The sequence below is a fragment of the Ignavibacteria bacterium genome, assembly GCA_017303675.1.
GTDB lineage: Bacteria > Bacteroidota > Ignavibacteria > Tepidaquicellales > OLB5 > OLB5.
Map to the genome: position 1 here is coordinate 747,119 of JAFLBX010000002.1, position 22,666 is coordinate 769,784.

Annotated in this window: 25 protein-coding genes and 1 riboswitch; of the genes, 7 read left to right on the top strand and 18 right to left on the bottom strand. The window is 37.9% G+C overall.

Going from position 1 to position 22,666, the window contains the following annotated elements; translation table 11 throughout:
• Positions 1 to 182 precede the first annotated feature (182 nt).
• The 7 genes from bshB1 (at position 183) to J0M37_12860 (ending at position 5,038) form a co-directional block, all read left to right on the top strand.
• On the top strand, positions 183 to 896 hold the full coding sequence (bshB1, locus tag J0M37_12830) for a bacillithiol biosynthesis deacetylase BshB1 (GenBank protein ID MBN8585967.1): 714 nt from the start codon (positions 183 to 185) through the stop codon (positions 894 to 896).
• A gap of 6 nt (positions 897 to 902) precedes the next feature.
• On the top strand, positions 903 to 2,045 hold the full coding sequence (locus tag J0M37_12835; protein MBN8585968.1) for a CHASE3 domain-containing protein: 1,143 nt from the start codon (positions 903 to 905) through the stop codon (positions 2,043 to 2,045).
• A gap of 139 nt (positions 2,046 to 2,184) precedes the next feature.
• Positions 2,185 to 2,520 carry a YbaB/EbfC family nucleoid-associated protein gene (locus J0M37_12840; protein ID MBN8585969.1) on the top strand — a complete coding sequence of 112 codons (336 nt, stop codon included), beginning with the start codon at positions 2,185 to 2,187 and terminating at the stop codon, positions 2,518 to 2,520.
• Between the two features lie 23 nt (positions 2,521 to 2,543).
• Positions 2,544 to 3,137, top strand: a complete 594-nt coding sequence (gene recR / locus J0M37_12845; protein MBN8585970.1) for a recombination protein RecR — start codon at positions 2,544 to 2,546, stop codon at positions 3,135 to 3,137.
• A gap of 8 nt (positions 3,138 to 3,145) precedes the next feature.
• Entirely contained in the window at positions 3,146 to 3,919 is a 774-nt protein-coding gene (locus J0M37_12850) for a class I SAM-dependent methyltransferase (GenBank protein ID MBN8585971.1), read from the top strand.
• The gene (locus tag J0M37_12855; GenBank protein ID MBN8585972.1) at positions 3,919 to 4,509 is read left to right on the top strand and encodes a hypothetical protein; all 591 of its coding nucleotides are present in this window, start codon (positions 3,919 to 3,921) and stop codon (positions 4,507 to 4,509) included. Before J0M37_12850 ends, J0M37_12855 begins: the two co-directional genes overlap by 1 nt.
• Positions 4,510 to 4,573: 64 nt before the next feature.
• Positions 4,574 to 5,038, top strand: coding sequence for a hypothetical protein (locus tag J0M37_12860; GenBank protein MBN8585973.1), 465 nt, complete (start codon positions 4,574 to 4,576; stop codon positions 5,036 to 5,038).
• An 80-nt stretch (positions 5,039 to 5,118) separates the two neighbouring features.
• On the opposite strand, the gene J0M37_12865 is transcribed toward J0M37_12860, so the two are convergent.
• From J0M37_12865 to ruvX, 18 genes are all read right to left on the bottom strand, one after another.
• Positions 5,119 to 5,385, bottom strand: a complete 267-nt coding sequence (locus J0M37_12865) for a hypothetical protein (protein MBN8585974.1) — start codon at positions 5,383 to 5,385, stop codon at positions 5,119 to 5,121.
• A 107-nt stretch (positions 5,386 to 5,492) separates the two neighbouring features.
• A complete protein-coding gene (locus J0M37_12870) occupies positions 5,493 to 6,416 on the bottom strand; it encodes a carboxypeptidase regulatory-like domain-containing protein (protein MBN8585975.1) in 924 nt (307 codons plus the stop codon).
• A gap of 44 nt (positions 6,417 to 6,460) precedes the next feature.
• On the bottom strand, positions 6,461 to 7,315 hold the full coding sequence (locus J0M37_12875; protein MBN8585976.1) for a hypothetical protein: 855 nt from the start codon (positions 7,313 to 7,315) through the stop codon (positions 6,461 to 6,463).
• Positions 7,316 to 7,605: 290 nt separating this feature from the next.
• The gene (locus J0M37_12880; GenBank protein MBN8585977.1) at positions 7,606 to 10,425 is read right to left on the bottom strand and encodes a S8 family serine peptidase; all 2,820 of its coding nucleotides are present in this window, start codon (positions 10,423 to 10,425) and stop codon (positions 7,606 to 7,608) included.
• Between the two features lie 104 nt (positions 10,426 to 10,529).
• The gene (gene arfB, locus J0M37_12885; protein ID MBN8585978.1) at positions 10,530 to 10,952 is read right to left on the bottom strand and encodes an aminoacyl-tRNA hydrolase; all 423 of its coding nucleotides are present in this window, start codon (positions 10,950 to 10,952) and stop codon (positions 10,530 to 10,532) included.
• 20 nt (positions 10,953 to 10,972) lie between these two features.
• On the bottom strand, positions 10,973 to 11,773 hold the full coding sequence (gene thiD / locus J0M37_12890; GenBank protein MBN8585979.1) for a bifunctional hydroxymethylpyrimidine kinase/phosphomethylpyrimidine kinase: 801 nt from the start codon (positions 11,771 to 11,773) through the stop codon (positions 10,973 to 10,975).
• A gap of 7 nt (positions 11,774 to 11,780) precedes the next feature.
• Positions 11,781 to 12,401, bottom strand: coding sequence for a thiamine phosphate synthase (thiE, locus tag J0M37_12895; protein ID MBN8585980.1), 621 nt, complete (start codon positions 12,399 to 12,401; stop codon positions 11,781 to 11,783).
• Position 12,402: 1 nt separating this feature from the next.
• Positions 12,403 to 12,966, bottom strand: coding sequence for a thiamine phosphate synthase (locus tag J0M37_12900; protein MBN8585981.1), 564 nt, complete (start codon positions 12,964 to 12,966; stop codon positions 12,403 to 12,405).
• Positions 12,967 to 13,052: 86 nt separating this feature from the next.
• On the bottom strand, positions 13,053 to 13,376 hold the full coding sequence (locus J0M37_12905; GenBank protein ID MBN8585982.1) for a hypothetical protein: 324 nt from the start codon (positions 13,374 to 13,376) through the stop codon (positions 13,053 to 13,055).
• Positions 13,377 to 13,411: 35 nt separating this feature from the next.
• Positions 13,412 to 14,188: a thiazole synthase gene (locus tag J0M37_12910; protein MBN8585983.1), complete on the bottom strand. Its 777-nt coding sequence runs from the start codon at positions 14,186 to 14,188 to the stop codon at positions 13,412 to 13,414.
• 88 nt (positions 14,189 to 14,276) lie between these two features.
• Positions 14,277 to 14,483 carry a sulfur carrier protein ThiS gene (gene thiS, locus J0M37_12915; protein ID MBN8585984.1) on the bottom strand — a complete coding sequence of 69 codons (207 nt, stop codon included), beginning with the start codon at positions 14,481 to 14,483 and terminating at the stop codon, positions 14,277 to 14,279.
• 5 nt (positions 14,484 to 14,488) lie between these two features.
• Positions 14,489 to 15,610, bottom strand: coding sequence for a glycine oxidase ThiO (gene thiO / locus J0M37_12920; protein MBN8585985.1), 1,122 nt, complete (start codon positions 15,608 to 15,610; stop codon positions 14,489 to 14,491).
• A 13-nt stretch (positions 15,611 to 15,623) separates the two neighbouring features.
• Complete coding sequence (locus J0M37_12925; protein ID MBN8585986.1) at positions 15,624 to 16,100, bottom strand: cupin domain-containing protein; 477 nt, start codon at positions 16,098 to 16,100, stop codon at positions 15,624 to 15,626.
• Between the two features lie 71 nt (positions 16,101 to 16,171).
• Positions 16,172 to 18,088, bottom strand: a complete 1,917-nt coding sequence (thiC, locus tag J0M37_12930; protein ID MBN8585987.1) for a phosphomethylpyrimidine synthase ThiC — start codon at positions 18,086 to 18,088, stop codon at positions 16,172 to 16,174.
• Between the two features lie 207 nt (positions 18,089 to 18,295).
• Positions 18,296 to 18,412, bottom strand: a riboswitch (TPP riboswitch).
• A gap of 52 nt (positions 18,413 to 18,464) precedes the next feature.
• Positions 18,465 to 20,405, bottom strand: a complete 1,941-nt coding sequence (locus J0M37_12935) for a T9SS type A sorting domain-containing protein (GenBank protein ID MBN8585988.1) — start codon at positions 20,403 to 20,405, stop codon at positions 18,465 to 18,467.
• A gap of 1 nt (position 20,406) precedes the next feature.
• The gene (locus J0M37_12940) at positions 20,407 to 21,294 is read right to left on the bottom strand and encodes a hypothetical protein (protein MBN8585989.1); all 888 of its coding nucleotides are present in this window, start codon (positions 21,292 to 21,294) and stop codon (positions 20,407 to 20,409) included.
• Between the two features lie 117 nt (positions 21,295 to 21,411).
• The gene (locus J0M37_12945; protein MBN8585990.1) at positions 21,412 to 22,086 is read right to left on the bottom strand and encodes an ATP-binding protein; all 675 of its coding nucleotides are present in this window, start codon (positions 22,084 to 22,086) and stop codon (positions 21,412 to 21,414) included.
• Positions 22,087 to 22,110: 24 nt separating this feature from the next.
• Positions 22,111 to 22,572: a Holliday junction resolvase RuvX gene (ruvX, locus tag J0M37_12950; protein ID MBN8585991.1), complete on the bottom strand. Its 462-nt coding sequence runs from the start codon at positions 22,570 to 22,572 to the stop codon at positions 22,111 to 22,113.
• Between the last annotated feature and the right edge of the window lie 94 nt (positions 22,573 to 22,666).

The window sequence follows — 22,666 nt, forward strand, 5'->3', positions numbered from 1 at the left end:
GAAATTTCTTTATTTTAGGTAATTTACAATTACTTTTACATAAAAACAATTTATCAATTTTACTACAAATTTAACACTTTAAGGCTATAAAACGTTTCAGTTAAAAATATTATTTTCAATATATTAACCTTTTAGGTAAATAATATAATTATTAAATTCGTAACGGGGGTTATATTAAAAAGATGACAGAACTAGACGCTCTGTTCTTTTCTGCGCATCCTGATGATGCAGAATTATGCTGCGGCGGTACAATAGCAGCTTTAAATAAATCAGGCAAAAAAACAGGTATTATTGACCTGACCAAAGGTGAGCTTGGCACCAGGGGTTCGGTTAAACAGCGTTTTGCTGAAGCAAAAAAAGCATCTGCAATTCTGGGCATATCTGCCCGTGAAAACTTAGGCATATCTGACGGAAATATAACGAATACACCTGCAAACAGGCTGAAAGTCATTAAGGCTATAAGAAAGTACAAACCCCGCATTATCTTCTTTCCCCACTTTCACGACAGGCATCCTGACCATCATAATACACATATTCTGGTAAAAGAAGCAGCCTTTTATTCAGGCCTGGTGAATATTAAAACCGCCGGGTTAAAAGCATACAGGCCACAACGCAATATTTATTATATGCAGACCTATACTTTTGAGCCAACCTTTATATTTGATATATCAGATACATTTAAATTGAAGATGGAAGCTGTTCAATGTTATTCAACTCAGTTTTATTCAGGTAAAGAATCTAAGGGACCGGAAACATTTATCAGCTCAAAGAATTTTCTGGAATTTATTGAAGCAAGGTGTAAATTTTACGGCTTCCAGGCAGGAGTAAAATACGGCGAAGCCTTTTTTACAGAAGAAAAGATAAAACTGAATTCAGACACCCTTTTAAAAATATAATATAAAATGAGCAAATCAATTTTAAACAAACAATCACTCACATTCCTATTTATACTGGGGATTGCTGTGCTTGTATCGGTTTCAATCCTTACATATATGAACATGAAAGATCAGAATGAAGACCATGATTTTATATCGCTGACATTTCAGCGGACAGCATTAATGGATAATATTTATTCACTGGTAAATGAATCAGAAACATCAAGAAGAGGATATTACCTTACCGGGGATAAGCAGTATGTTACTGATATACAAGGGAACAAAACCGGGATGGATTCCCTGCTGAAGCAGCTAAGAGTAAACTCTCTTGATAATTCAAACCAGCTTGCAAACGCAGAGCTTTTGAAGCCAATGATCACTGAAAGATACGCACTGTTTATGGATGGCATTGAGGTGCAGGATATAAAAGGCACAAATATGAAGTTTCACAAGAATATTTTTGATAAAGGAAAGATCCTAAACATAGATATCAAAAATCTTCTGAATAAAATGAAAAAAGAAGAATTTAAAAATCTCGAAAGAAATAAAGAAACTGCTGAACAAGGTTCTAAATTCGCTTTTATTTCATTCCTTGCGGGTATCGGCGCAAGTGTTTTAATACTGGTAATAGTGTTTGTTTCACTGATTAAAAAAGCTTCTCATACCTTCGCTTTAGAAAACCAGGAAATTTCCCGTGAAGAGCTGGAACAGATAGTAAAGGAAAGAACAGCCGAGATTTCACAGATAAACCAGAAATTGTACAAAAAAATAGGTGAGCTCGAAGCAATGGAATCTCAGCTAAAGAGCTCAGCAGAACAGTACAGGAAGCTCTTCGAGCAGGCACATGATGCCATTGTGATCTTTTCTCCAGATGATGAGACAGTTATTGATGTAAACCGAAGGGCTTGCGACCTGTATGGATTTAAGCGCGATGAATTTATAGGACTTTCTATGAAATCAATATCCAAAAATGTAAAACAGGGTGAAGATAATTTAAAGCTTACTCTCGAAAAAGGATATTACCACAACTTTCAGAGCGTTCAGTATAAAAAAGATATGACTGAGATGCTTATGGAAATTAACGCATCGGTTTTTATGTTCAACGGAAAAAAAGTTATACTTTCCATCAACAGGGATATCACAGACAGGATACTTAAAGTTCCAATATAATACAGGAATAGCACAACGCTAATACTGCTGATATTTATATAATAAGGAAAAAGCAAATTAGTTACATTTTTACTTACCCTCATATTACTTATATTTGTCAAAATATAAAAAATTAATCTATTCGTAAGGAGCAGGATACATGAAGCTAAACCCAATGTCAGGGATGCTTAAACAGGTTCAGAAGATGCAGGAAAAAATGCAGGAAGTACAAAATGAGCTTGAAAATAAGTTTGTTACAGAAGAAGCCGGAGGCGGAATGGTTAAGGTTACCGCAAACGGAAAGCTTCAGGTAACAAAGATACAGATAGAGAAAGAAGTAGTCTCTCCGGATGACCCCGAAATGCTTGAAGACCTTATTGTGGCAGCTGTAAACAAAGCAATTGATTCCGCTCAAAAAATGGCTCAGGAAGAAATGCAGAAAGCTACATCAGGATTAATACCCAATATTCCCGGATTGAACTTGCCGGGTATGTAATATTATTTATACAGAAAGATAAAATGCAGACATCAGAAACGCTGGAAAAAGTAGCCGAAGAGCTTGCCAAGCTGCCGAGTATTGGCAGGAAAACCGCTAACAGGATAGCTATGTACCTGGCTAAATCTCCCGCAGAAGAAGTTGAAAATCTCTCAGGCGCACTTCTGCAGCTGAAAGAAAAAATCAGGCTATGCAGCGTTTGCTGCAATATAACTGAAACAGACCCGTGTTCTATTTGTGATTCTCAAAAAAGAAGCGGTAATTCGATATGTATAATTGAAGAGCCGGGTGATGTTTTCGCTATAGAAAAAACGAATGAATTCAAAGGTAAGTACCACGTGCTGCACGGGATAATTTCACCGCTTGACGGGATTGGTCCTGAAGATATCAAAGTAAAAGAGCTGCTTATGAGATTAAGCGGAGATGTTGAAGAAGTAATACTGGCTTTAAATCCGAGTGTTGAAGGTGAATACACTATAACCTATTTAAGTAAACTGATAAAGCCGCTTAATATAAAGATATCAAGAATAGCCAGGGGAATACCCGTGGGTACTGACCTGGAGTTCGCTGATGAGATAACAATCGCCAAGGCAATTGAAGGAAGGATAACGCTGTAACAGCAAAGATGTCAGAAAACTGGTATAAAAAATGGTTCAGTACCAAGGAATACCTTGAGCTTTATAAACACAGGAACAGTACAGATGCTGCAAAAATAGCAGGGCTTATCTTCCGCACATTAAAACTTAAAAAGGGTTCTAAAATCCTTGATGTTGCCTGCGGTAACGGAAGACACAGCCTGATCTTCGCTTCCAAAGGATATAACGTTCTGGGTATCGATCTTTCAGCATTCCTGATAAGCGAAGCAGTTAAGAAGCTGAAAACAGATTACAGGAAGCAAAATAAGCTTCTTAAGTTCGAAATAAGGGATATGCGCAGCATACAGCATAAAAATGAATTTGACCTTGCTGTAAATCTTTTCAGCAGTTTCGGATATTTTGAAAAAGACAGTGAAAATTTCAAAGTGTTCAGAAGCATATCAAATAGCCTTAAGCAGGGAGGATATTTTTTCTTCGATTATCTCAATAAAGATAATTTGGTAAAAAACCTGGTTCCGTTTGATATAAAAAAAAGAAACCGCAATGTTATAATTCAGGTTAGAGAAATAAAGAACAATGCTGTTTATAAAAAAATTTATATAATAAAGAACAATAAATCAAAAAACTCACCTGCTATCAATGAGTTCAGTGAAATGATAAAATTATATTCACTGGCAATGGTAAAAGAAGCAATGAAAGAGTCTGGGATGAAAATAATAAAGACTTTCGGTGATTATTCCGGCAGCAGATACAACAGAATTTCATCTGAAAGAATGATAATTCTTGCACAAAAAATAAAGTAATGCACAACAGGACAGTAAAATATACAGTGCTGTATTTTTTACTGGTAATTTTTTACCAGGGCTGCGGAATATTTGAAACACGTGACCCTGAGGAACCTGAAACCATCCGTTCAACTTTCTACCCCCCTACTTCTGCAGATATTGTAATAGATAATTTAAGCTATTCAATAATTGAAAAGAACTCGGATAATTATTTCAAATGTTTATCATTGAACTCATTCCGCTATGTGCCTGATTCAAGGTCTCAGCAGCAATGGGAGTTTATATTCAATAACTGGAGTGTGCAGGCCGAAAAGAATTACTTCGATAACCTGATATCCAGGCAGGAAGGCGGTAATTCTTCAGCAGTGCTGTTCCTGGATAATGAAAGGCTGACACAGTATTCCAGTGATTCTGCGAAATACCAGGCCGATTACATTTTTGTATTCCAGCATGACCAGGGAAACATTCCCAAATCATCAAAAGGCAGAATGAGCTTAACACTTGCTTCAGAAAGTGACGCATTGTTTTATATAAGGCGCTGGGAAGATTTCAGGCAGAATGACACTGATTTTACGTGGAGTGAATTTAAAGCCAATTTCAGCAATTAATATCTAATTGGGAAATAACCGTAAAATACTTATTTATTTATTGGCATTAAGCACCGGAATATTTCTGGTAAGCTGTTTCAATCCTTTTTCACCTGGGATCGATAACAGTGAATCCAATGAGAATATTATTTCAGACCAGAAAACTATAGAAGGTGTATTTCAGAACTTTAAATACGCTTACACTTTCAAAGATACCAGTATATACGGGCAGACATTAGCTCCCGATTTTGTATTTTCTTACTTTGATTACGATCTCGGAGTTGATGTTTCATGGGACCGGGCAACAGATATGAGGACAACTGAAGGTTTATTTACCAATACACAGGATCTGAGATTGATATGGAACAATATAGTTTTTCAGGAAGGCGATTCACTGGTTGTTGATGTTAAGCGCGGATTTAACCTGACAATAACTTTTAACCCGAATGATGTTATTAATTTTTACGGATTTGTTGATATGAACCTAGCAAGGACATCTGTTGAGGATAAGTGGAAGATACGTTCATGGAAAGATATGACGAATCCTTAGTTCTTATGTATAGATTTAAACTCAACTGCTGTAAAAATATCAGTATCTCTAGATCAAAAATCCAAAAATAAGATTAGGAATTATACTTCTATTTTTACCTGACCGGAGGCAATGGTTTCACCTTTATTATGATTTACATGCTGCCCGTTATGACCATTTAAACCGGTGTACAGCACTTTATAATAATATTTCCCCGGGGATAACGCTTCATCATCAAGGCTGACCTCATAACTTCCTGCATCTTTATGTTCGTTTAATATAACCCGTACCGGGGTACCGATTATATCAACAACTTTTACCGTTACATTACCAGCTTCCGATATTTCGTATTTGATCTTATTTTCCATGTATGTTATTGATGAAACCCTGTAACCCGGTTACAGGGTTTCAATTTTTCCACAGGTAATTCTGTAGAAACCCCCAATAAGAAATTATTTAAACAGTTAATGCTTTATTACTTGACTAATATCATTTTATTTACAGCAGTAAAGCCGTTTGATTCGAGCTTATAAAAATATACACCGCTTGAAAGTGAAGAAGCATTGAATTCCACATTATATATACCTGCCTGCTGAACCATGTTAACAAGCTCAGAAACCTGCTGACCTGCAGCATTGAATACTTTCAGTGTCACATTACCTTCTTTAGCTACTGAATAGCTGATCACGGTATTTGGGTTGAACGGATTTGGATAGTTCTGAGAAAGTGAATAAACAAATGGATTATTTACACCGGATGTTTTAGATCTGAGTGAAAAATTATAACCGCCTCTTGTATTTTCGGTTAAGCTGATATTCATTGATTCAGACTGGCTTCCGATCCTGTGAGCAATTAAAATATAATCACCAACCGGCAGATTTTTAATTGTATAACTGCCTTCATTGTTTGAAATTCCGTAACCAAAATATTCATTTCCCATTTTTGCATAAACAACTGCATTTGGCACAGGAATATTATTATTGGTAACAACACCGCTGATTGTTGTTGTAGCTCCCGGTCTGTTCTGTGCTGTGCGCTGAACGTATATATCCATTCCGGTTCTGTTACCGGTTAAATCAATATGTGTGAACATAGCAGGATCAACTTTATCAGGATAGCCTGTCGGTACAAAATCTTCCCATTCATCATCGGCTATGCCTATAACATCAGCACCGGTAACAATACGGTGTACTACAAGGATATAGTCCCCTGCCGGAGTTATGTTTGTTTCTGCTTCTACATTACCTTCTGGCGTATACAATCTTACTAAACCTGATGTAACTATTTCGTTATTATCTGCGTATCTTACTTTTCCGCTTAAAGTATAATCTTCAGCTGTTACTGTTCTTACTGCTGCTAAAATAAAAAATATTGCTACAAATAGTTTTAAAGCTTTCATGATTTTTATCCCCCTAATAGATAATAGTTATGAATTTTTTTGAATTAATTATTTTTTATAAATGTTTTTGCAAATGATTCAATACTCTCAGACTTATCCCAGTATAATTCGAACATTTCAGTGACAAAGCCTGCGAATCTCTTATTATGAATTATAATATCAGAACGTTCATGTTTAGGAACGCTTTCATCGTATAAACTTATGAATACTGTATTACCGTCAAACACAGCAAGTATCTGCGGAACGTTATCGCTTAAGCGAATTTTTTCACCCTGTTTTTCAAATTTTTTGCACAGCAAAATGAGCTGATCTTTTGAAACAACCTGCCAGTCATTATTTATCTTGATCTTGAAGTTGCCGTTAGCTTCATAGATGGAACGGAATTGGCCGCCACGTTTATAGAAATTCTTTGTTTCTGAATCAAGGGTATCAGAAACATTGCCTTCAAAACGGTTCATGTAAAGAATAGCTTTTTTTGATCTTTTAATCAGGTCCTGGAACTTGGTTTCCCTGTTCCTGTTAAATCCTTTTATCAGCTCCACATCACCAGTTTTGGAGTTTTTAAATTTTGACTTATAAAGAGGTTTTATTTCTTTAAATGTGGATTTAAGAAGTGAAAGCCTTAAAGAAGTTTCTTTACGGATCTCATTTTCTATCTTTGTTTCAAGAACATCTGAATCAATTATTTCGTAAAGTTGTTTTGATGGTGTTTGAATTTCGTTACAAATTCCTTTTTTGCAGAAACTTTTCAGTATTTCATACACTGAAGGTCGCGGAATTTTTGCTTCCCTGGCTGCTTCTGCAGCGCTCATTATTGAACCCTGGTACAAGGCGAAGAAAACTCTGGCTTCATAATTGCTAAAGCCAAACTTTTCCAGTTTTTCGATTTCTTTCCCCATAATGTTTTTGTTGTAGCTTTAACTACAACAAATCTATATTAAAAAAAATATTTATGCAATACATTGCTATTTTACAAATTAAAGCATTACTTTAAGTAAATATGATAACTCGCTGTTTAAATATTAGGTAGGAGTGAGAAAATTCGCAAAAATATTTTTTTAAAATTTGTGTAGTTGTTATTAAGAACTACAATTCTATTAACGTATGTAAGTTAATTGGTTATTAAGCTATTAATTTACAACGTTTTTCAATTTTAAAAATAATTGTAATTCTCAGGTGGTTTCAGGAATTATTTTACAAAAACCATTTTTTTGCTTTCGATAAATTCTCCATCTGCCTGCATTGAATAGAAATACACACCACTGGCAAAATTCGAAGCATCAAAATCTACAAAATCTTCCAGAGCAGCTGTGCGCTGTTCGTTCATTATTGTTTTTACTTCCCTGCCTGCAGCATCATAAATGGTGATCTTTATATTCGCAGTTCTTGGTACGTTGAAAATTATTCGTGTTTTGGGATTAAATGGATTTGGATAATTTTTTACCAGGCTGAAATTACCCGGTAAATTAACATTATTTCCTTCGGTGGAATATTTAAAAATAACGCTCCAGCCTAGCAAAAAACCACCATCCTGAAAACCATTATCGGTTACACGCAGCTTCCACTGACCGAGGGAATTTTCGCCATCAAAAAGCCACAATTTATCAATAGGTCTGAATACCCCTGTAAAGGGCGGCGCAGCCGCGGAGCTATCAATTGCAACAGGCGCTTCATCATCAAAATATGTATCGGTAAAATCATTTCCGTCAACTCCAACGCCGCCTGCAAGAATAATCTCAGTGCCTGATGGAGAAATTAAGCTGAAAGAAAGATCAGCGTCAAATGTATGCTGCACATTCAACAGTACATTAACATCAAGTATGGTTTTATTTACTGGGTTATTTAATATAGAAACGAATGATGTTTCCCTATCAGCAGTAATTCTGATAGGTACATCACTGCTTGCAAAAGAAGAATCAAACTTATTGGTATTCCTTACAAACATGAACTTTTGCGGAGCAATATTTCCGGGTGGATTTACACCAGAACCACCCAATGGGTAAGTAATATAATTCGGAACAGGAACTACATCCTGAGCTGCGATGTAATAGAATAATCCTTCACTGTACGGAATCACCGGGAATGTAAAACGATATCTGCTACCTGATACATTATATCCCGGTATAACCTGAATCTGACTTGACTGGAGAGTCTTGTAATACAATCTCGGTCCGTATGAAGAAGTATTTAAGCCCACATTATCAGTGATGACTGCTTCAACGGAAATTGGCGTTGTATATACATTACTTTCCGGAGGATAAATTGTAAGTATTGGCGGAACCTGGTCATAAATTTGAGTCGGACCCGCAGGTGTCATATCCAGACAAATTTTAGCATCGATCATTCCATAACCCATTTCTTCATTCCACATTCCGTTTTCCTTTGGAACATTGTAGCTGTAATTACCGACCTTCCTTGCATATTTTTCCATTATTAGCTTAACTGAATCACCCGAAATATTAATATTTTTACTTATCATCAAAGCTGCAACGCCTGCTGCCATTGGTGATGAATCAGATGTTCCGTTTCCGCAAACACACCAACCGCCGCCAAGCTCTGTTGTACCAATAAATGTGCAAGGAGCTACAAGTTCCATTCCTTCACCGTAACATGCGCCCCAATCCTGAAAGCCACCGATATTATCGCAGCTTGTTCTGCTTTTGCGCTCATAACACGGACTCAATCCGCCTACACCTATCACCTCATCCATTGAAGCAGGATATATTACAACATTAGTATCGGCATTACCTGCACCTCCAAAAACAACTGCCCCTTTTCCGTTCCTGCCGTAATTTACGGCATTCTGTATTGCAAAGGTAATTAATGAGCCCGGGATTCCGCCTCCCCAGCTGCAGTTAATAACGCATGCTCCGTGCTGCCATGACCAATTCAATCCTTTGGCAAGAATCAGATCAGTTGTAAATCCGGCTGGAGCTGGTCCAAATACTCTAACCGGCATAACCTGGCTTGAAAATGCGATACCTGCATTACCGGCAATATTATTGCCTGCTGCGCTTGGTATACCGCTTACGCCGGTACCGTGGTAATATTCATCATATGGCTTCTGATCATTATCATATGCATCATACCATAAATTTCGATCGCATAAATTCGGCCTCAGGTCTGTATGATTTGTATCAATACCTGTATCAACAATGGCTATCATTACATTTGGATTACCTGTAGTAATATCCCAGGCATTGAACATATTCATATCGCACCCGGGGGTTCCAACTACACCAAATGGAATATTAGTACCGGTATTGTTCAGGTTCCACATCCGCGGGACCAATGTATCATTTGGTGTTAATCGTGAATTCTGATTTGAAGAATGACTTTTGTGATCCTTGTGACCTTTATTTTCATTTCCTGCTTCAAGCAGCATTTCACTTCTTAAAAAATTAGGGTGAGCAAATTCAACGAACTGCGTTAAAGCATATTTATTTGAAAGCTCAAATACATCATCACTATTGTTTTCATTTATTGATACAAGGTAAGTATTTTCAAACCCGTTGATCTTTTCAATAATAGTGGCTTTAAACAACCTGTTGAGATTACTGATATCAAAGCTTGAAACGTTATTTTTGAATTTAACTATCACTTCGCCAAGTGAGAAATGCAGGACCTTATCGTTATACCTGTAGCACATACCTGTATAGTTCACACTACCGAAACTCCGCATAGATTCCGCAATATTCTGAACCGCATACGAATTTTCAGATACCCCGGCTTTAAGCTTCACAACAGAAACTGAATACCTGTTTCTACCTACGGAAGAAGCATTGAAATCATTCCGGCTTTCTATAAGCGGTGAAATTGTGCCGATTACTTTATTCATTTCACTCAGTGGAGTATTATCACTGAACTTGACGGCAATGTAACCGTTATTTTCAGTCATAAAATATTTGCTGCCCTGGTAATAGACAAAATGATCTTTGGAATATGAAATGAAAGGATTAGAAAAAGCTGCTATAAAAACCAAAATAAAGAATCTGATAAATGTTTTCATATATTTAGCCGGAACTTTGATGATGAATTATAGCTAAATTAATGAAAAAATTCGAGTAAAAATATATCTGTTTAAATGTTAATACTGACGAAATTCGTTATATGTTATTCATCATCAAAGTCTTTTTTTCTTCTGTTCTCTTTCTTTTTGCTGTGTTTGCGTTTTTCTTCCAGCACCTGTTGTTTGGATGAGTAGCTTTTAACGGTTTTAATGCGGATCTTTTCTTTTATCAATGCAGCATTTATAAGCTTGATGAACTTTTCAATGGCTTTTTTCCTGTTGCCAAGCTGGGTTCGCTCGGTTTGTGATGTTATCCTTAAGCTGTGATCTGAATCAAGCTTATTATAGAGCTTTTTCTGCAGGGTTTCTTTTATTTCATCATCAATAACAAGTGAGCCGGGAATATTGAAAACGAGCTCTACCTTGGTTTCAACTTTGTTAACATTCTGTCCGCCTTTTCCGCCGCTGCGGGAGGTGTTAAACTTAACTTCTTTAAGAATTTTATTCAGATCTATATTCTTTAACATAATTTTGTAAAATTTAAAAACTATTGTTCTACCGGATTAAACCCTTTTCCTATCTTTTGAGTTCTTTTTAATGATCTGACTACATAGCCTTTGGCTTTATCAATTGATTCAATTAAACTGAATCCTAAAGCTAGATTTGACGTTATTGCCGCAGATAAAGTGCAGCCGATCCCGTGAGTATTGCCGGTTGAAACATAATTAGTGTTAAAAAGATAAAATTTTTTGCCGTCAAACAGGACATCTGTTCCAAGCGGTAAACCTATTGAATGTTTTAAATGACCTCCTTTAACAAGTACATTTTTCGCTCCAAGCTCAAAAAGCATCAAAGCGGCAGTTTCAAGGTCATCAAGAGATTCTATTTTCAATCCCGTTAATATCTCAGCTTCCGGGATATTCGGAGTAAGCAGGTATGTTTGTTTAAGCAATAGCTTTTTCAGCGCCGTAATTCCCTGCTTATTCAGCATAACGAACGAGTTTTTTGAATAGATCACAGGATCAACAATAAGCTTTATGTTTTTTTTACGTTTAAAGTATCCGGCAATTACTTCTATAGCACCTGCACCGGCTAACATTCCTGTCTTAGCTGTTTTGATATCAAAATCATCGAACACACTTTTCATTTGCGCGTTTATCTGTTTTTTTGTTACTGAAACAGATGACTGCACTCCCTTTGTATTTTGCGCTGTAACGGCTGTAACTACAGAAAGGCCGTATACACCATGGTTTTTAAAGGTTTTGATATCTGACTGAATACCTGCTCCGGCTCCGGAATCTGAACCTGCAATTGTTAATACACATTTTTTTGCTTTGCTGATTGCCATAATTTTACTAAATTAATTTCTTTTTTAATTCCCTTAATACTTTTACAGGGTCTTTTGAATTAAGCACAGAACCGATAACTGCAATTCCATGAACATTTGAAGTTAATACATCCTCAATATTAGCGGGTGAAATTCCCCCGATGGCTATCACCGGTATCTTTATTTTTTTCACTACTTCAGTAAGCAATTTTACACCTTTGGCTTTTTCAGGTTTATATTTGGTTTTAGTGGGATATATATGACCAAAGCCTATATAATCTGCTCCTTCTTTTTGACGTAATAGTGCTTCCTTTATTGAATGCGCTGTACCTCCTATTATTTTTCTGCTGCCCAGAAGCTTTCGGGCATCTTTTACCGGGATATCTTCCTTGCCTAAATGAACACCGTCAGCATCTGAAGCCATTGCTATATCTGTTCTGTCATTAACTATAAACAGAACTTTATGTTCCCTGCAAAGCTTCAATATTTTTTTTGCAATATTTATCAGCTCACCTGTTGGCAGTGATTTATCGCGAAGCTGAATTATATCCGCCCCGCCTTTAATTGCCATTTTTGCAATCTGAATATGTGAATATTTATTCTGAATCACTGTATCAGTTATCAGGCATAATCTGCCGATCTTTTTCATTTTACAACTCTCCTAATACTTTTTTGTAATGCGATATATTTCCTTTAATATTTTGCGAATAAAAAAGATCGCTTATTGCAGCAACACCATACGCTCCGGCTTTAAGGCATTTTTCAGCCCGAATGGGATTTATTCCACCTACAGCAATAACAGGGATTGAAACTTTACTGCACACAATCCTTAACTTTTCCAAACCCTGCGGCTTACCGAATTTTACTTTTGAGGGAGTCCTGTAAACCGGGCCGAACAGTACGTAATCAAATCCATCTTTTTCTGCCTGCAAAGCTTCTGCAAGGGAATGCACACTTTTTCCTGATATCATACTTTTGCAGAATTTTTTGATATATCCGGCAGGGATGCCGTTAGTTACTGCGTGAACGCCGCCGAGACCTGCAAGCAATGCTATATCAAATCTATCATTAATAATTATTTTAGTAACTTTCCCATCCACGTTCCGCATTAGTTTTTTTGCCAGCTCAAGGACCTCGCCGGTTGTGGAATGTTTTTGGCGAAGCTGCACAGCTTTAATGCCGCACTTAGAAAGCGAAATAATTTTCCTGTGCAATGTTTTGCCGGAAACCTCTCCGGGAGTAATTGCAAGAAGCCTGAACGGCAGTTTATTTTTGGGAATGGAAGATGTTTTGATTTTTATTAGTAGATTTTCTTAAAGTATGATTCCTGCTGTGTTCTGTAATCTGTATATATTCCTGAGGAATAATCCTGCTTTATAACATATGTACCTGTTTGTTTAGCATTAACCCATTCAAGCCATATTTGCTCGTTGGCCGGGGTATTTTCTTCGTATTGAAGAATCCGTTTAACATTATCTGTACTGTAAGTAACGTAATAAAATTGTTCATCATGGGAAATTGTTACTTTGAAATCACCAAGCATATAATCTCCGTCAAATGTCTGTGAATACGAAACTGCAGCTGAAAAAATTAAAAAGAATATGACAAACGTTAGTTTTTTCATTTTAAGCTGAATTTATTTCTCAGGTGATTTATTTATCAGGAATTAATTAACCCTTCCAGCGGGCTTGACGCTTTTGCGTAAAGTCTTTTCGGAATTCTGCCTGCCTCAAATGCGAGCCTGCCGGCTTCGATTGCGAGTTTCATAGCTTGTGCCATTTTAACCGGGTGTTCAGCCCCGGCAATTGCTGTATTCATAAGGATTCCGTCTACACCAAGCTCCATAGCAAGCGCAGCATCGCTTGCTGTACCCACACCGGCATCCACAATGACAGGTATATCAATCAGATCACGGATAATTTGAATATTATACGGATTGCGTATGCCCATTCCGCTGCCAATAGGAGCGCCAAGGGGCATTACAGCCGCGCATCCCATATCTGCCAGCTTGCGGCAAGTTATCGGGTCATCGTTGCAGTATGGCAGCACAATAAAATCATCCGCAAGAAGCTGCTCTGCAGCTTTCAACAGCTCTGTAACATCAGGGAATAATGTTTCATCATCACCAATTACTTCAAGCTTAACCCAGTTAGTTTCCAGCGCTTCGCGCGCAAGCTGCGCTGTGAGCACAGCTTCCTTAGCTGTAAAACAGCCGGCAGTATTTGGCAGTATCCAGTATTTGTTTCTGTCAATCATATTCATGATGCTTTCCTGTCCGTCAGCGCTTTTTAAATTAAGCCTGCGTATTGAAACTGTAATAAAATCCGTTCCGCTTGCTTCGAGTGACTGAAGCATTGTATGCGGATCAGGGTAACGTGAAGTACCCACTATTAATCGTGATTTAAACTCTTTTCCCGCTATTGTTAGGTTACTCATAATTTTTATATTGTCATGCTAAATCGTTTTCAGCATCTTAAAATGTTATTACTGAAGCAGACCCTGAAACAAGTTCAGGGTGACAAAACTACCCGCCCTGTACAGCATGTACTATCTCAATACTATCATTTTCATTCAGCATAGTTTCATTCCATTTACTCTTTGGAATGATCATATCATTTACAGCTACGGCTATTCCGCGTGGCTCTTTTCCGTTTAACCTCAAAGCAACAAAATCACTTAAATTCATTTTTCCCTCAAGTTCCAGAACTTCGCCATTTATCTTAATATTCATTTTTCTTATACAGTTTCTTTGTAAAATCTTTCAATCCCGAAACCACTCAATGCTTCGCTTTTTTTGCCGGAAGCTATCCAATCACTTAGTTCAAAAGCTGTCACTGGTGTTAATAATATTCCGTTGCGGTAATGACCTGTGGCAAAATACAAGCCTTCTATTTCTGAATCGCCTATAATCGGCATATGGTCACGGCTGCCGGGTCTTAACCCAACATCTATTGATTCAATTGAAAGGTCATAAATTGAAGGCACTGCTTCCCAGCCTCTTTCAAGCAGCCGGAAAATTTCTCCTGCAGTCGGATCGGTATCATATCCCTGCTCTTCAACACTGGCGCCCAGAATAAGCCGCCCGTCACTTTTAGGCAGCAGGTATACATCAGGAGCTCTGACAACTTTTGTTACACGGCATGAATCGTTCAATCTCAAATTTATGATCTGCCCTTTAACAGGCCTAACAGGCGGCTGCAGATTTTCCGGTAATCCCGGGATCTGTTTTGACCAAGCACCGCCTGCAACAATTATATTTTCAAACTTCAGGTCCTTGCCGTGAACACTGACTCCTTCAATTTTGCCGTTTGTGATATTAATATTTTCTACATTATGCTCTTCATATAATTTGCCGCCGCATTTTTGGAACGCGGTCTTAAGAGCATCAAGCAATAACCGGTTATTTATTTGAGCGTCATCTTCAATCCATATAGCGCCGGTACAGCGCGGTGAGAGGAATGGCTCAATTTCTCTGGCTTCGCTGCCTGTTAGCCAGAGTACCGGCATACCTATCTTTTCGCGGAAGTCATACAGCCTGCGAAGCCTTTCAGCATCATCCCTGTCAAATCCGGGAAGAATGCATCCTGTTTTTTCAAGCTCAACTTTAATACCGCTATCGGCATATAATTCTTCAACAAAACGGGGGTACATATCCAGGCTTTTACGGCAAAGATAAAACAGTTCTATATCTTCAAAACCCATTTCTGCCTGCGGAGCAAGCATACCTGCAGCAGCCCAGCTGGCGCTTCTTCCGGCTATATGGCGCTCAAGTATTTCTACGTTAATTCCCTTTTTGGCGAGCTGCCATCCTAGAGATAGGCCGATTATACCGCCGCCAATGATAATTGTGTTACTCATTATATTCAAAAAGTTATTTACTTTTTACTTCAGTATATTCAAGTCCCCATGGACCCATACCAGTTACCTGGAATGTTACACCTTCTTCACCAGTAAAAACATAATGCGCTTCGTTAACAGGGTTTAAATAATATGAACCAATTGTAAACTTCCGGGCATTTGATGTATCAATTGAATTCCCGAAGCCAATATAAACTGCGCCTTCCAAAACTGTTACCCTTTCATCTTTTGGATGCGTATGCGCCGGCAGTTTATAAAAGGGCGGGAATTTTACACGCATTGTAAAAATTCCCTCCTGCTGCGGATTGCCTTCGAGCACACTTATCATTGCGCCCGCAGGAAGCGATGGCGGAGCGTTAACCCATACAATGCTTTCAGGAATAACCTGTATTGCACCTTTGGGCAATTCCTGTGAAATAAGTACTGTGCAATTGGAATAAATTATAACTGCAAAGAAGTAAAAATTTATGTACTTAAAAATTGTTTTCAAGAATTCTCAATAATTTTCAGATAAACGAATAAATAAACTTTGAGTTCCCCGCCTACGCGGGGAAAATAAAATTATTTCACATAAACTTCAGCGCCGGAATCAACAAACTCTTTGCTCTTTTCTTCCATTCCTTTTGCGAGTGCATCTTCTTCTTTTACGCCAAGTTCTTTAGCATATTTCCTTACATCTTCTGTGATCTTCATTGAGCAAAAATGCGGCCCGCACATGCTGCAAAAATGCGCAAGTTTCGCGCCTTCGGCGGGAAGTGTTTCATCGTGGAATTCACGCGCTGTTTCAGGATCAAGCGAGAGATTAAACTGGTCTTCCCAGCGGAACTCAAACCTTGCCTTGGAAAGCATGTTATCCCTTACCTGTGCACCCGGGTGACCCTTTGCAAGATCAGCAGCGTGAGCAGCCAGCTTATAAGTTATAACGCCGTCTTTAACATCCTTTTTATTCGGCAGGCCTAAATGTTCTTTAGGAGTTACATAACATAACATCGCTGTTCCGTACCAGCCAATCATAGCAGCGCCTATTGCGCTTGTGATGTGATCGTAACCCGGAGCAATATCAGTTGTCAGGGGTCCGAGCGTATAGAACGGAGCCTCTTTGCACACTTCAAGCTGTTTATCCATATTTTCCTTGATGAGATGCATTGGCACGTGACCCGGACCTTCTATCATAACCTGGCAGTCATTTTCCCATGCAATATGAGTAAGCTCACCAAGTGTTTCAAGCTCAGCAAACTGCGCTTTATCATTAGCGTCAGCAATTGCGCCTGGTCTTAACCCGTCACCGAGTGAAAATGAAACATCATAGGCGCGCATAATTTCACAAATTTCGCGGAAATTTGTATAGAGAAAACTTTCCTTATGATGAGCAAGGCACCATTTTGCCATAATACTGCCGCCGCGTGATACAATACCGCATGAACGGTTCGCTGTCCACGGAATGTAACGCAGAAGTACTCCGGCGTGAATAGTGAAATAATCCACTCCCTGCTCAGCCTGTTCAATTAATGTATCACGGTAAATTTCCCATGTCAACTCTTCAGCTTTGCCATTCACTTTTTCAAGTGCCTGGTAAATTGGTACAGTGCCTATCGGCACGGGTGAATTACGTATTATCCATTCCCTTGTTTCATGGATGTTTTTACCGGTTGAAAGATCCATCACAGTATCAGTTCCCCACTTTATAGACCAGCGAAGCTTTTCAACTTCTTCGTCAATAGATGATGATATTGCGGAGTTACCGATATTCGCGTTGATCTTAACCAAAAAATTCCGCCCGATAATCATCGGTTCGCTTTCAGGGTGATTAATGTTTGCGGGAATGATTGCTCTTCCTCTTGCGACTTCATCGCGGACAAATTCCGGTGTAATATAATCAGGCAGCTTCGCGCCGAATGATTCACCTTTATGCTGCCAGTTAAGCTCATTGCGTTTTAAGTCATCGTACAATGCATAATCCATTGCCGCCTCTCTGCCCAGGTTTTCGCGAATCGCAATATATTCCATTTCAGGAGTAATGATACCTTTTTTGGCATAATACATTTGCGTAACCGCTGCACCGTTTTTAGCCTTCAGCGGTTTTCTGCGGAGCCCCGGATAAAATTCAAGCTTACCGTTTTTGCTGCTGCCGGCATTTTTCATCTCTTCTTCTGTTGAATAACCGTTATCAATAGGAGTAATATTCCTGCCCTCGTATTCTTCAACGTCATTTCTGTCTTTAATCCATTTTAGCCTTATTGCGGGCAAACCTTTGGTTGGATCATTTTTTGCGCCTTCTTCTCCCCATTTGCCGCTTGTATCATATACTTTAATTGAGCCGTTATCTTCAAGCGTTCCATCATGCAGCCTGGTTGGCGATGTGGAAATTTCCCTGAACGGAACGTTCACGTCTTTAAACAATTTGCCTTTAACATATACTTTTTTACTGTTAGGCATAACATAATCATGTGATAGCTTTTCTTTGCCGTTACCATTCATGTTAGAACCATTGCCATTTACATTAGCCCCGTTCCCGTTGGTATGAATCCCGTTACCGTTTGAGTTTGATTCTTGCATATTTACTCCGTTAATAACCGCTCGAGGTTATATATTTTAATTTTCAATTTCTTTTTATAACATATTTCCGTAAATAAAAAACCGTTTACCTTACTTCTGTTTTCCGGTGCAGGAAAATAGATACAGGATAAACGGTTTTATTCTGTTTTCCTACGCCGGCATTACCCGGATCAGGTTTCAGTCATGCTTTGCATGACAAGGGTTTGATCTCAGCCTTCCTATTGAAAAGCACCCCTACAGTTCAAATATAGCTAATAGATTACATAAATAAAAAGCAAAATTCCTATTAATTGGTTCCCTACTTCAAGATCACCATTTTTTTCGTTTCAGTAAATTCCCCGGCTTTAAGCCTGTAGAAATACAAACCGCTGCTTAGATTTGCAGCGTCAAATTCAATTTCATATTTCCCGGCAGTAAGCTCTTTATTTACAGCCTTTGAAACCTCTCTGCCCATCATATCGTAAATTACCAGCTCTGCCATTGTACGGTAGGGCAATGAAAACTGTATAACAGTTTTAGGATTGAATGGATTCGGGTAATTCTGAGAAAGTGAGAATTCTTTTGGTAATTCAGGATCTCCGCTGACAGGCGTCAGGTCTCCGTAATAAAAATTAATATCTGTAAGATTATTGCTTTCAATTGTTACAAACCTGGATTTTGATTCATAACCCATTCTGCTGCAGACTATTTCATACTGGCCGGGCGGCATCATTTTGATCTCATAAGTACCGCTGTTACCTGTGATACCAAAAGAACGGTAAATATTCCCGAACCGGGCATATAAAAATGCATTATCGATCCCTGTCAAAACAGAATTATCTCCATTAAAATAAACACCCCCTAAAACACTTATATTTGTTTGCTGGTCATTGGTTACCCTGAATACACCTATATCGATTCCGGTAAGATTGGAATCAGTATAAATTTGCTGTGCATCTTCCCAGAATATTGTTGAAGGATAATAAGTTGGAACAAATGAAACGCTGTACGATATCTCATCGTCATCAAATGCCATAAGGTCTATTGTATCTGGAGGAATATTCGGTAAAGTGTAAGTTCCGTTTGGCTGTATCCCTACGGAATCAATTACTATTACTTCTCCGCCGAGTTCAGAATGTTTTATAGCCTTTACATAACCGCCTGTTACAGGCATGCCGTTATCGCTGTATTTCACTGTACCGGTTATTGTTACATTAGTGGATACACCGCCATTTGTTGTTTTAAGCAAAGTACCATATCTTCCCGCAGCCCATAAATTTCCTTCACTGTAATTCAAATCGTAAAGGGTAACATTTGTTGGCAATCCGGTATGCTGCAATTCCCAGTTCAAACCACGATTGGTTGTCCTTAATATATTCCCTCTGTTTCCCGCAATCCATCCTGTATCAATATTTATAAAATGCATGCATAATAGATAGTGCATGTACGGTGGAATCTCAGGTATTTCTAAATCTATCCAGTTCATTCCGCCATTTGTTGTGCTGAAAAATTTCGGGAAAGGCACACCGCCTTTGTACCAAACATTCACATACCCGCCAACGTAGCCTGTATTGGGATTCAGAAACTGTATGTTATGTAAGTTTGCGACGTGGCCGCCGAAGAATCCCGGAAAATTGGATTTCACCCAGTTGGTACCGCTATTGGTGGTTCTGAAAATTACGTTCCTGTTATCGTTGCCGGTGCCTTCTTTGGCTGTAAACCAGCCTGTGTTTGGGTTAACAAAAAAAACTGAATGTATAAAGTTGCTTTCATCCAATACGCCTGTTATTTCATTCCATTGAATTCCGCCATCAGTACTTTTGAAAATATGCGGAATACCATTATTACCGTTAGCAGTAACAAACCCTGTTAAGGCATCTGCAAAATAAACTGAATTGCAGTTTATTGAATCGATCAATTCCGCTGAAAACCATAACGCCCCTCCATTAGTGGTTTTCCAAACATTTGCCGGCGCGATAACAGTTGCAGAACCTCCGGCTAACCAGCCGGTATTTTCATTTATGAAGAATATGTCATTTGCAGGATCAGGAATGGAAGTTGAATCCCATGTCAACCCTGAATTTGTTGTTTTATATATTATAGCACTCAACATCCAGAATTGGTTTATCATATAACCGGTTTGGGAATTAACGAAATGTATCCGCTTAAGATCAGCGCTTGTTGGTGAAGGCATTTCTACCCATTGACCGAATGCGGATGAAACCGTTATAAATAATGCTGCTAATATGGTCTTTATCATATTAAATTTTTCCTGAAGGTTTATTAATACTTATTATTATTTCCTGAAACTCTGACGGTGCTGCTGATCTTTCCCAGTAATTTTCAAACAGGTCGTACATATTTTCCGCATATTGCCTGTCATTTATTACCAGGTCAGTTTGTTTGTTTTTTTGTGAACCAGGGTCTCCGGCTAAATTTACAAATACTTTTTCCCTGTCAATAATTACCATATTGGGAATCTCTATTGATGTCAGCTTTACCTGCTCGCCATAACTTTCGAATACACGGCAAATGTTAAGAAGGTCATCATTTGAAGCGTTTACGGTTTTATCACCCTTTTTAACACGAAAATCCAGGCTTATTTTATAAAGTGACCTGATCGATCCGCCCCCTTTAATAAAATTCAAACTGAAATCATTGATATCATCTGTTACAATACCTTTTAGCCTGTTCATAGAGAGAATTTCTTTTTTAGCACTTTTTATCAGACCCATATATTTTAATACACGGTGCTTATTGAAGCCCCTTATTAGCTCAACATTATCTGTTTTATCATCGCTTTCCGCAGGATTCTGTTTATAAAAAGATTCAAGCTCTCCAAACGTATCTTTAAGTACTGAAATCTTGTTTTTCAGGTTTTCATTATAATCCTTCTCAAGTTTGCCTATGATCACTTCGGGATTAATTATTTGGTATTTAAGAGTTGTGTTGGTTTCTATTATATTGCAATAGCCTTTTTCAGCAAAATGTTTTAAAGTATCATAAATGGAATTTCTGAGCAGCTTGGCTTCATCGGCAATTTCGGGAACGCTCATTGGAATCCCCTTCATCAGAACAATGAATACTTTGGCGTCAAATTCTTTAAACCCAATTGATTTAAACTTATCAATTATAATTTTTTTATCCATAATTCATAGTACTTTTAAAGTACTACAAATATAGATTAATTTATTGGAAGTGTCAATACCAGTAAAAATAAAAAAACCCGCATTAGCGGGTATTTTAGGAAAAAATATAATTTTATTTCAATTTAAAGTATAAAAATCTTCTTTTTCGTGGTTATGCAGTCTTATTATATCAGCTCTTACAAGATTTACAAGTATCCTGCTTGCGCGGCGGTTGGAAAGATTAAGGAATTCACGGAATTCTTTAAGTGTAACACTATCATGGCTCTGCAGATATTCGAGCAGCGCTTTCTCTTTATCCCCAAGATTTATTATCTGCGGAGGAGCATCTTGTCTCAGCTTTTTTAACACTTTGATCGTTTCTTTGGAAGCCTGAACAGATCTATCTTTTACCCTGATATATACCTTTGTTTCATCATCATCTGATTTCCCGTTCTCTATAAGCCGGTGAGGTTTCTGAAAGCTTTCCGGAATATTAACAACGATCACATCTTTTCTGTAAATATGCATGATATCCAGGGAATAACTGATCTCCGGTTCACAAAAATATTTCGCAGCAAGATGAATGTATTCAATCTCTCCTTTTTCGCTTTCAACTCCTACAACAGATTTGTCATCATCTATTCCGAACAGGATTTTCCCCCCATGAGTATTAGCGAATGCGAGCATTTCTTTGGCAATTTTTTCAGGCTCTGTGAACTTGCGTTTGAATTCAGTGTATTGGTTCTCACCTGCCTCGATCAATTCATTAAGCTCATACAGCGTTAACCGCTTATTTGTTGTAATATTTTTCACTGCAAAAAAACTTTATTAATTAGTTCAGAAATGCGCAGGGTTAATGATAAGTTCCTTTTTACGGCTATCAAGATAGCTTTGAAGCATTATTGATGCAGATATGATATCAAGATTTCCTTTTTGCTGCCTTTTCTTTTTTTTCATTCCGGACTCAAGCATTGAATCAGATGCCATTTTAGAAGTAAATCTTTCATCCCACCTAATAATACCTGTATTAGAAAACTGAGTTTCCTTCAGGACTTTTTTCAGCTCAGCTTCAAACTTTTCGACTTCTTTGGTTTGTTCAGAGCGCTCACCTTTTAAAGTAAGCGGATAGCCGATCACAATGAGAGAAATGTTTTCTTCATTAATATATTTCAGGATCCGCTTGAAAATTTCTTTATTATTGGGAAGGACTTCCCTGCCGAAAGCTATAGTAGAAGATTCATCTGAAACAGCTATTCCAACCCTGACAATACCGTGATCGATTCCTAATATTTTAGCCATAACAGAACGCAGATATTTATTAAAAAAATTTACTGATAATATAAAATAAAATTATTCAAACTACAAAAGCATTTTATAAAACTCTTGTAGTTTG

Excerpts from the sequence above, each read along its gene's own strand:
- bshB1 (MBN8585967.1), top strand. The coding sequence starts at position 183 with ATGACAGAACTAGACGCTCTGTTCTTTTCTGCGCATCCTGATGATGCA.
- J0M37_12835 (MBN8585968.1), top strand. The coding sequence starts at position 903 with ATGAGCAAATCAATTTTAAACAAACAATCACTCACATTCCTATTTATA.
- J0M37_12840 (MBN8585969.1), top strand. The coding sequence starts at position 2,185 with ATGAAGCTAAACCCAATGTCAGGGATGCTTAAACAGGTTCAGAAGATG.
- recR (MBN8585970.1), top strand. The coding sequence starts at position 2,544 with ATGCAGACATCAGAAACGCTGGAAAAAGTAGCCGAAGAGCTTGCCAAG.
- J0M37_12850 (MBN8585971.1), top strand. The coding sequence starts at position 3,146 with ATGTCAGAAAACTGGTATAAAAAATGGTTCAGTACCAAGGAATACCTT.
- J0M37_12855 (MBN8585972.1), top strand. The coding sequence starts at position 3,919 with ATGCACAACAGGACAGTAAAATATACAGTGCTGTATTTTTTACTGGTA.
- J0M37_12865 (MBN8585974.1), bottom strand. The coding sequence starts at position 5,385 with ATGGAAAATAAGATCAAATACGAAATATCGGAAGCTGGTAATGTAACG.
- J0M37_12870 (MBN8585975.1), bottom strand. The coding sequence starts at position 6,416 with ATGAAAGCTTTAAAACTATTTGTAGCAATATTTTTTATTTTAGCAGCA.
- J0M37_12875 (MBN8585976.1), bottom strand. The coding sequence starts at position 7,315 with ATGGGGAAAGAAATCGAAAAACTGGAAAAGTTTGGCTTTAGCAATTAT.
- J0M37_12880 (MBN8585977.1), bottom strand. The coding sequence starts at position 10,425 with ATGAAAACATTTATCAGATTCTTTATTTTGGTTTTTATAGCAGCTTTT.
- arfB (MBN8585978.1), bottom strand. The coding sequence starts at position 10,952 with ATGTTAAAGAATATAGATCTGAATAAAATTCTTAAAGAAGTTAAGTTT.
- thiD (MBN8585979.1), bottom strand. The coding sequence starts at position 11,773 with ATGGCAATCAGCAAAGCAAAAAAATGTGTATTAACAATTGCAGGTTCA.
- thiE (MBN8585980.1), bottom strand. The coding sequence starts at position 12,401 with ATGAAAAAGATCGGCAGATTATGCCTGATAACTGATACAGTGATTCAG.
- J0M37_12905 (MBN8585982.1), bottom strand. The coding sequence starts at position 13,376 with ATGAAAAAACTAACGTTTGTCATATTCTTTTTAATTTTTTCAGCTGCA.
- J0M37_12910 (MBN8585983.1), bottom strand. The coding sequence starts at position 14,188 with ATGAGTAACCTAACAATAGCGGGAAAAGAGTTTAAATCACGATTAATA.
- thiS (MBN8585984.1), bottom strand. The coding sequence starts at position 14,483 with ATGAATATTAAGATAAATGGCGAAGTTCTGGAACTTGAGGGAAAAATG.
- thiO (MBN8585985.1), bottom strand. The coding sequence starts at position 15,610 with ATGAGTAACACAATTATCATTGGCGGCGGTATAATCGGCCTATCTCTA.
- thiC (MBN8585987.1), bottom strand. The coding sequence starts at position 18,088 with ATGAATGGTAACGGCAAAGAAAAGCTATCACATGATTATGTTATGCCT.
- J0M37_12935 (MBN8585988.1), bottom strand. The coding sequence starts at position 20,405 with ATGATAAAGACCATATTAGCAGCATTATTTATAACGGTTTCATCCGCA.
- J0M37_12940 (MBN8585989.1), bottom strand. The coding sequence starts at position 21,294 with ATGGATAAAAAAATTATAATTGATAAGTTTAAATCAATTGGGTTTAAA.
- ruvX (MBN8585991.1), bottom strand. The coding sequence starts at position 22,572 with ATGGCTAAAATATTAGGAATCGATCACGGTATTGTCAGGGTTGGAATA.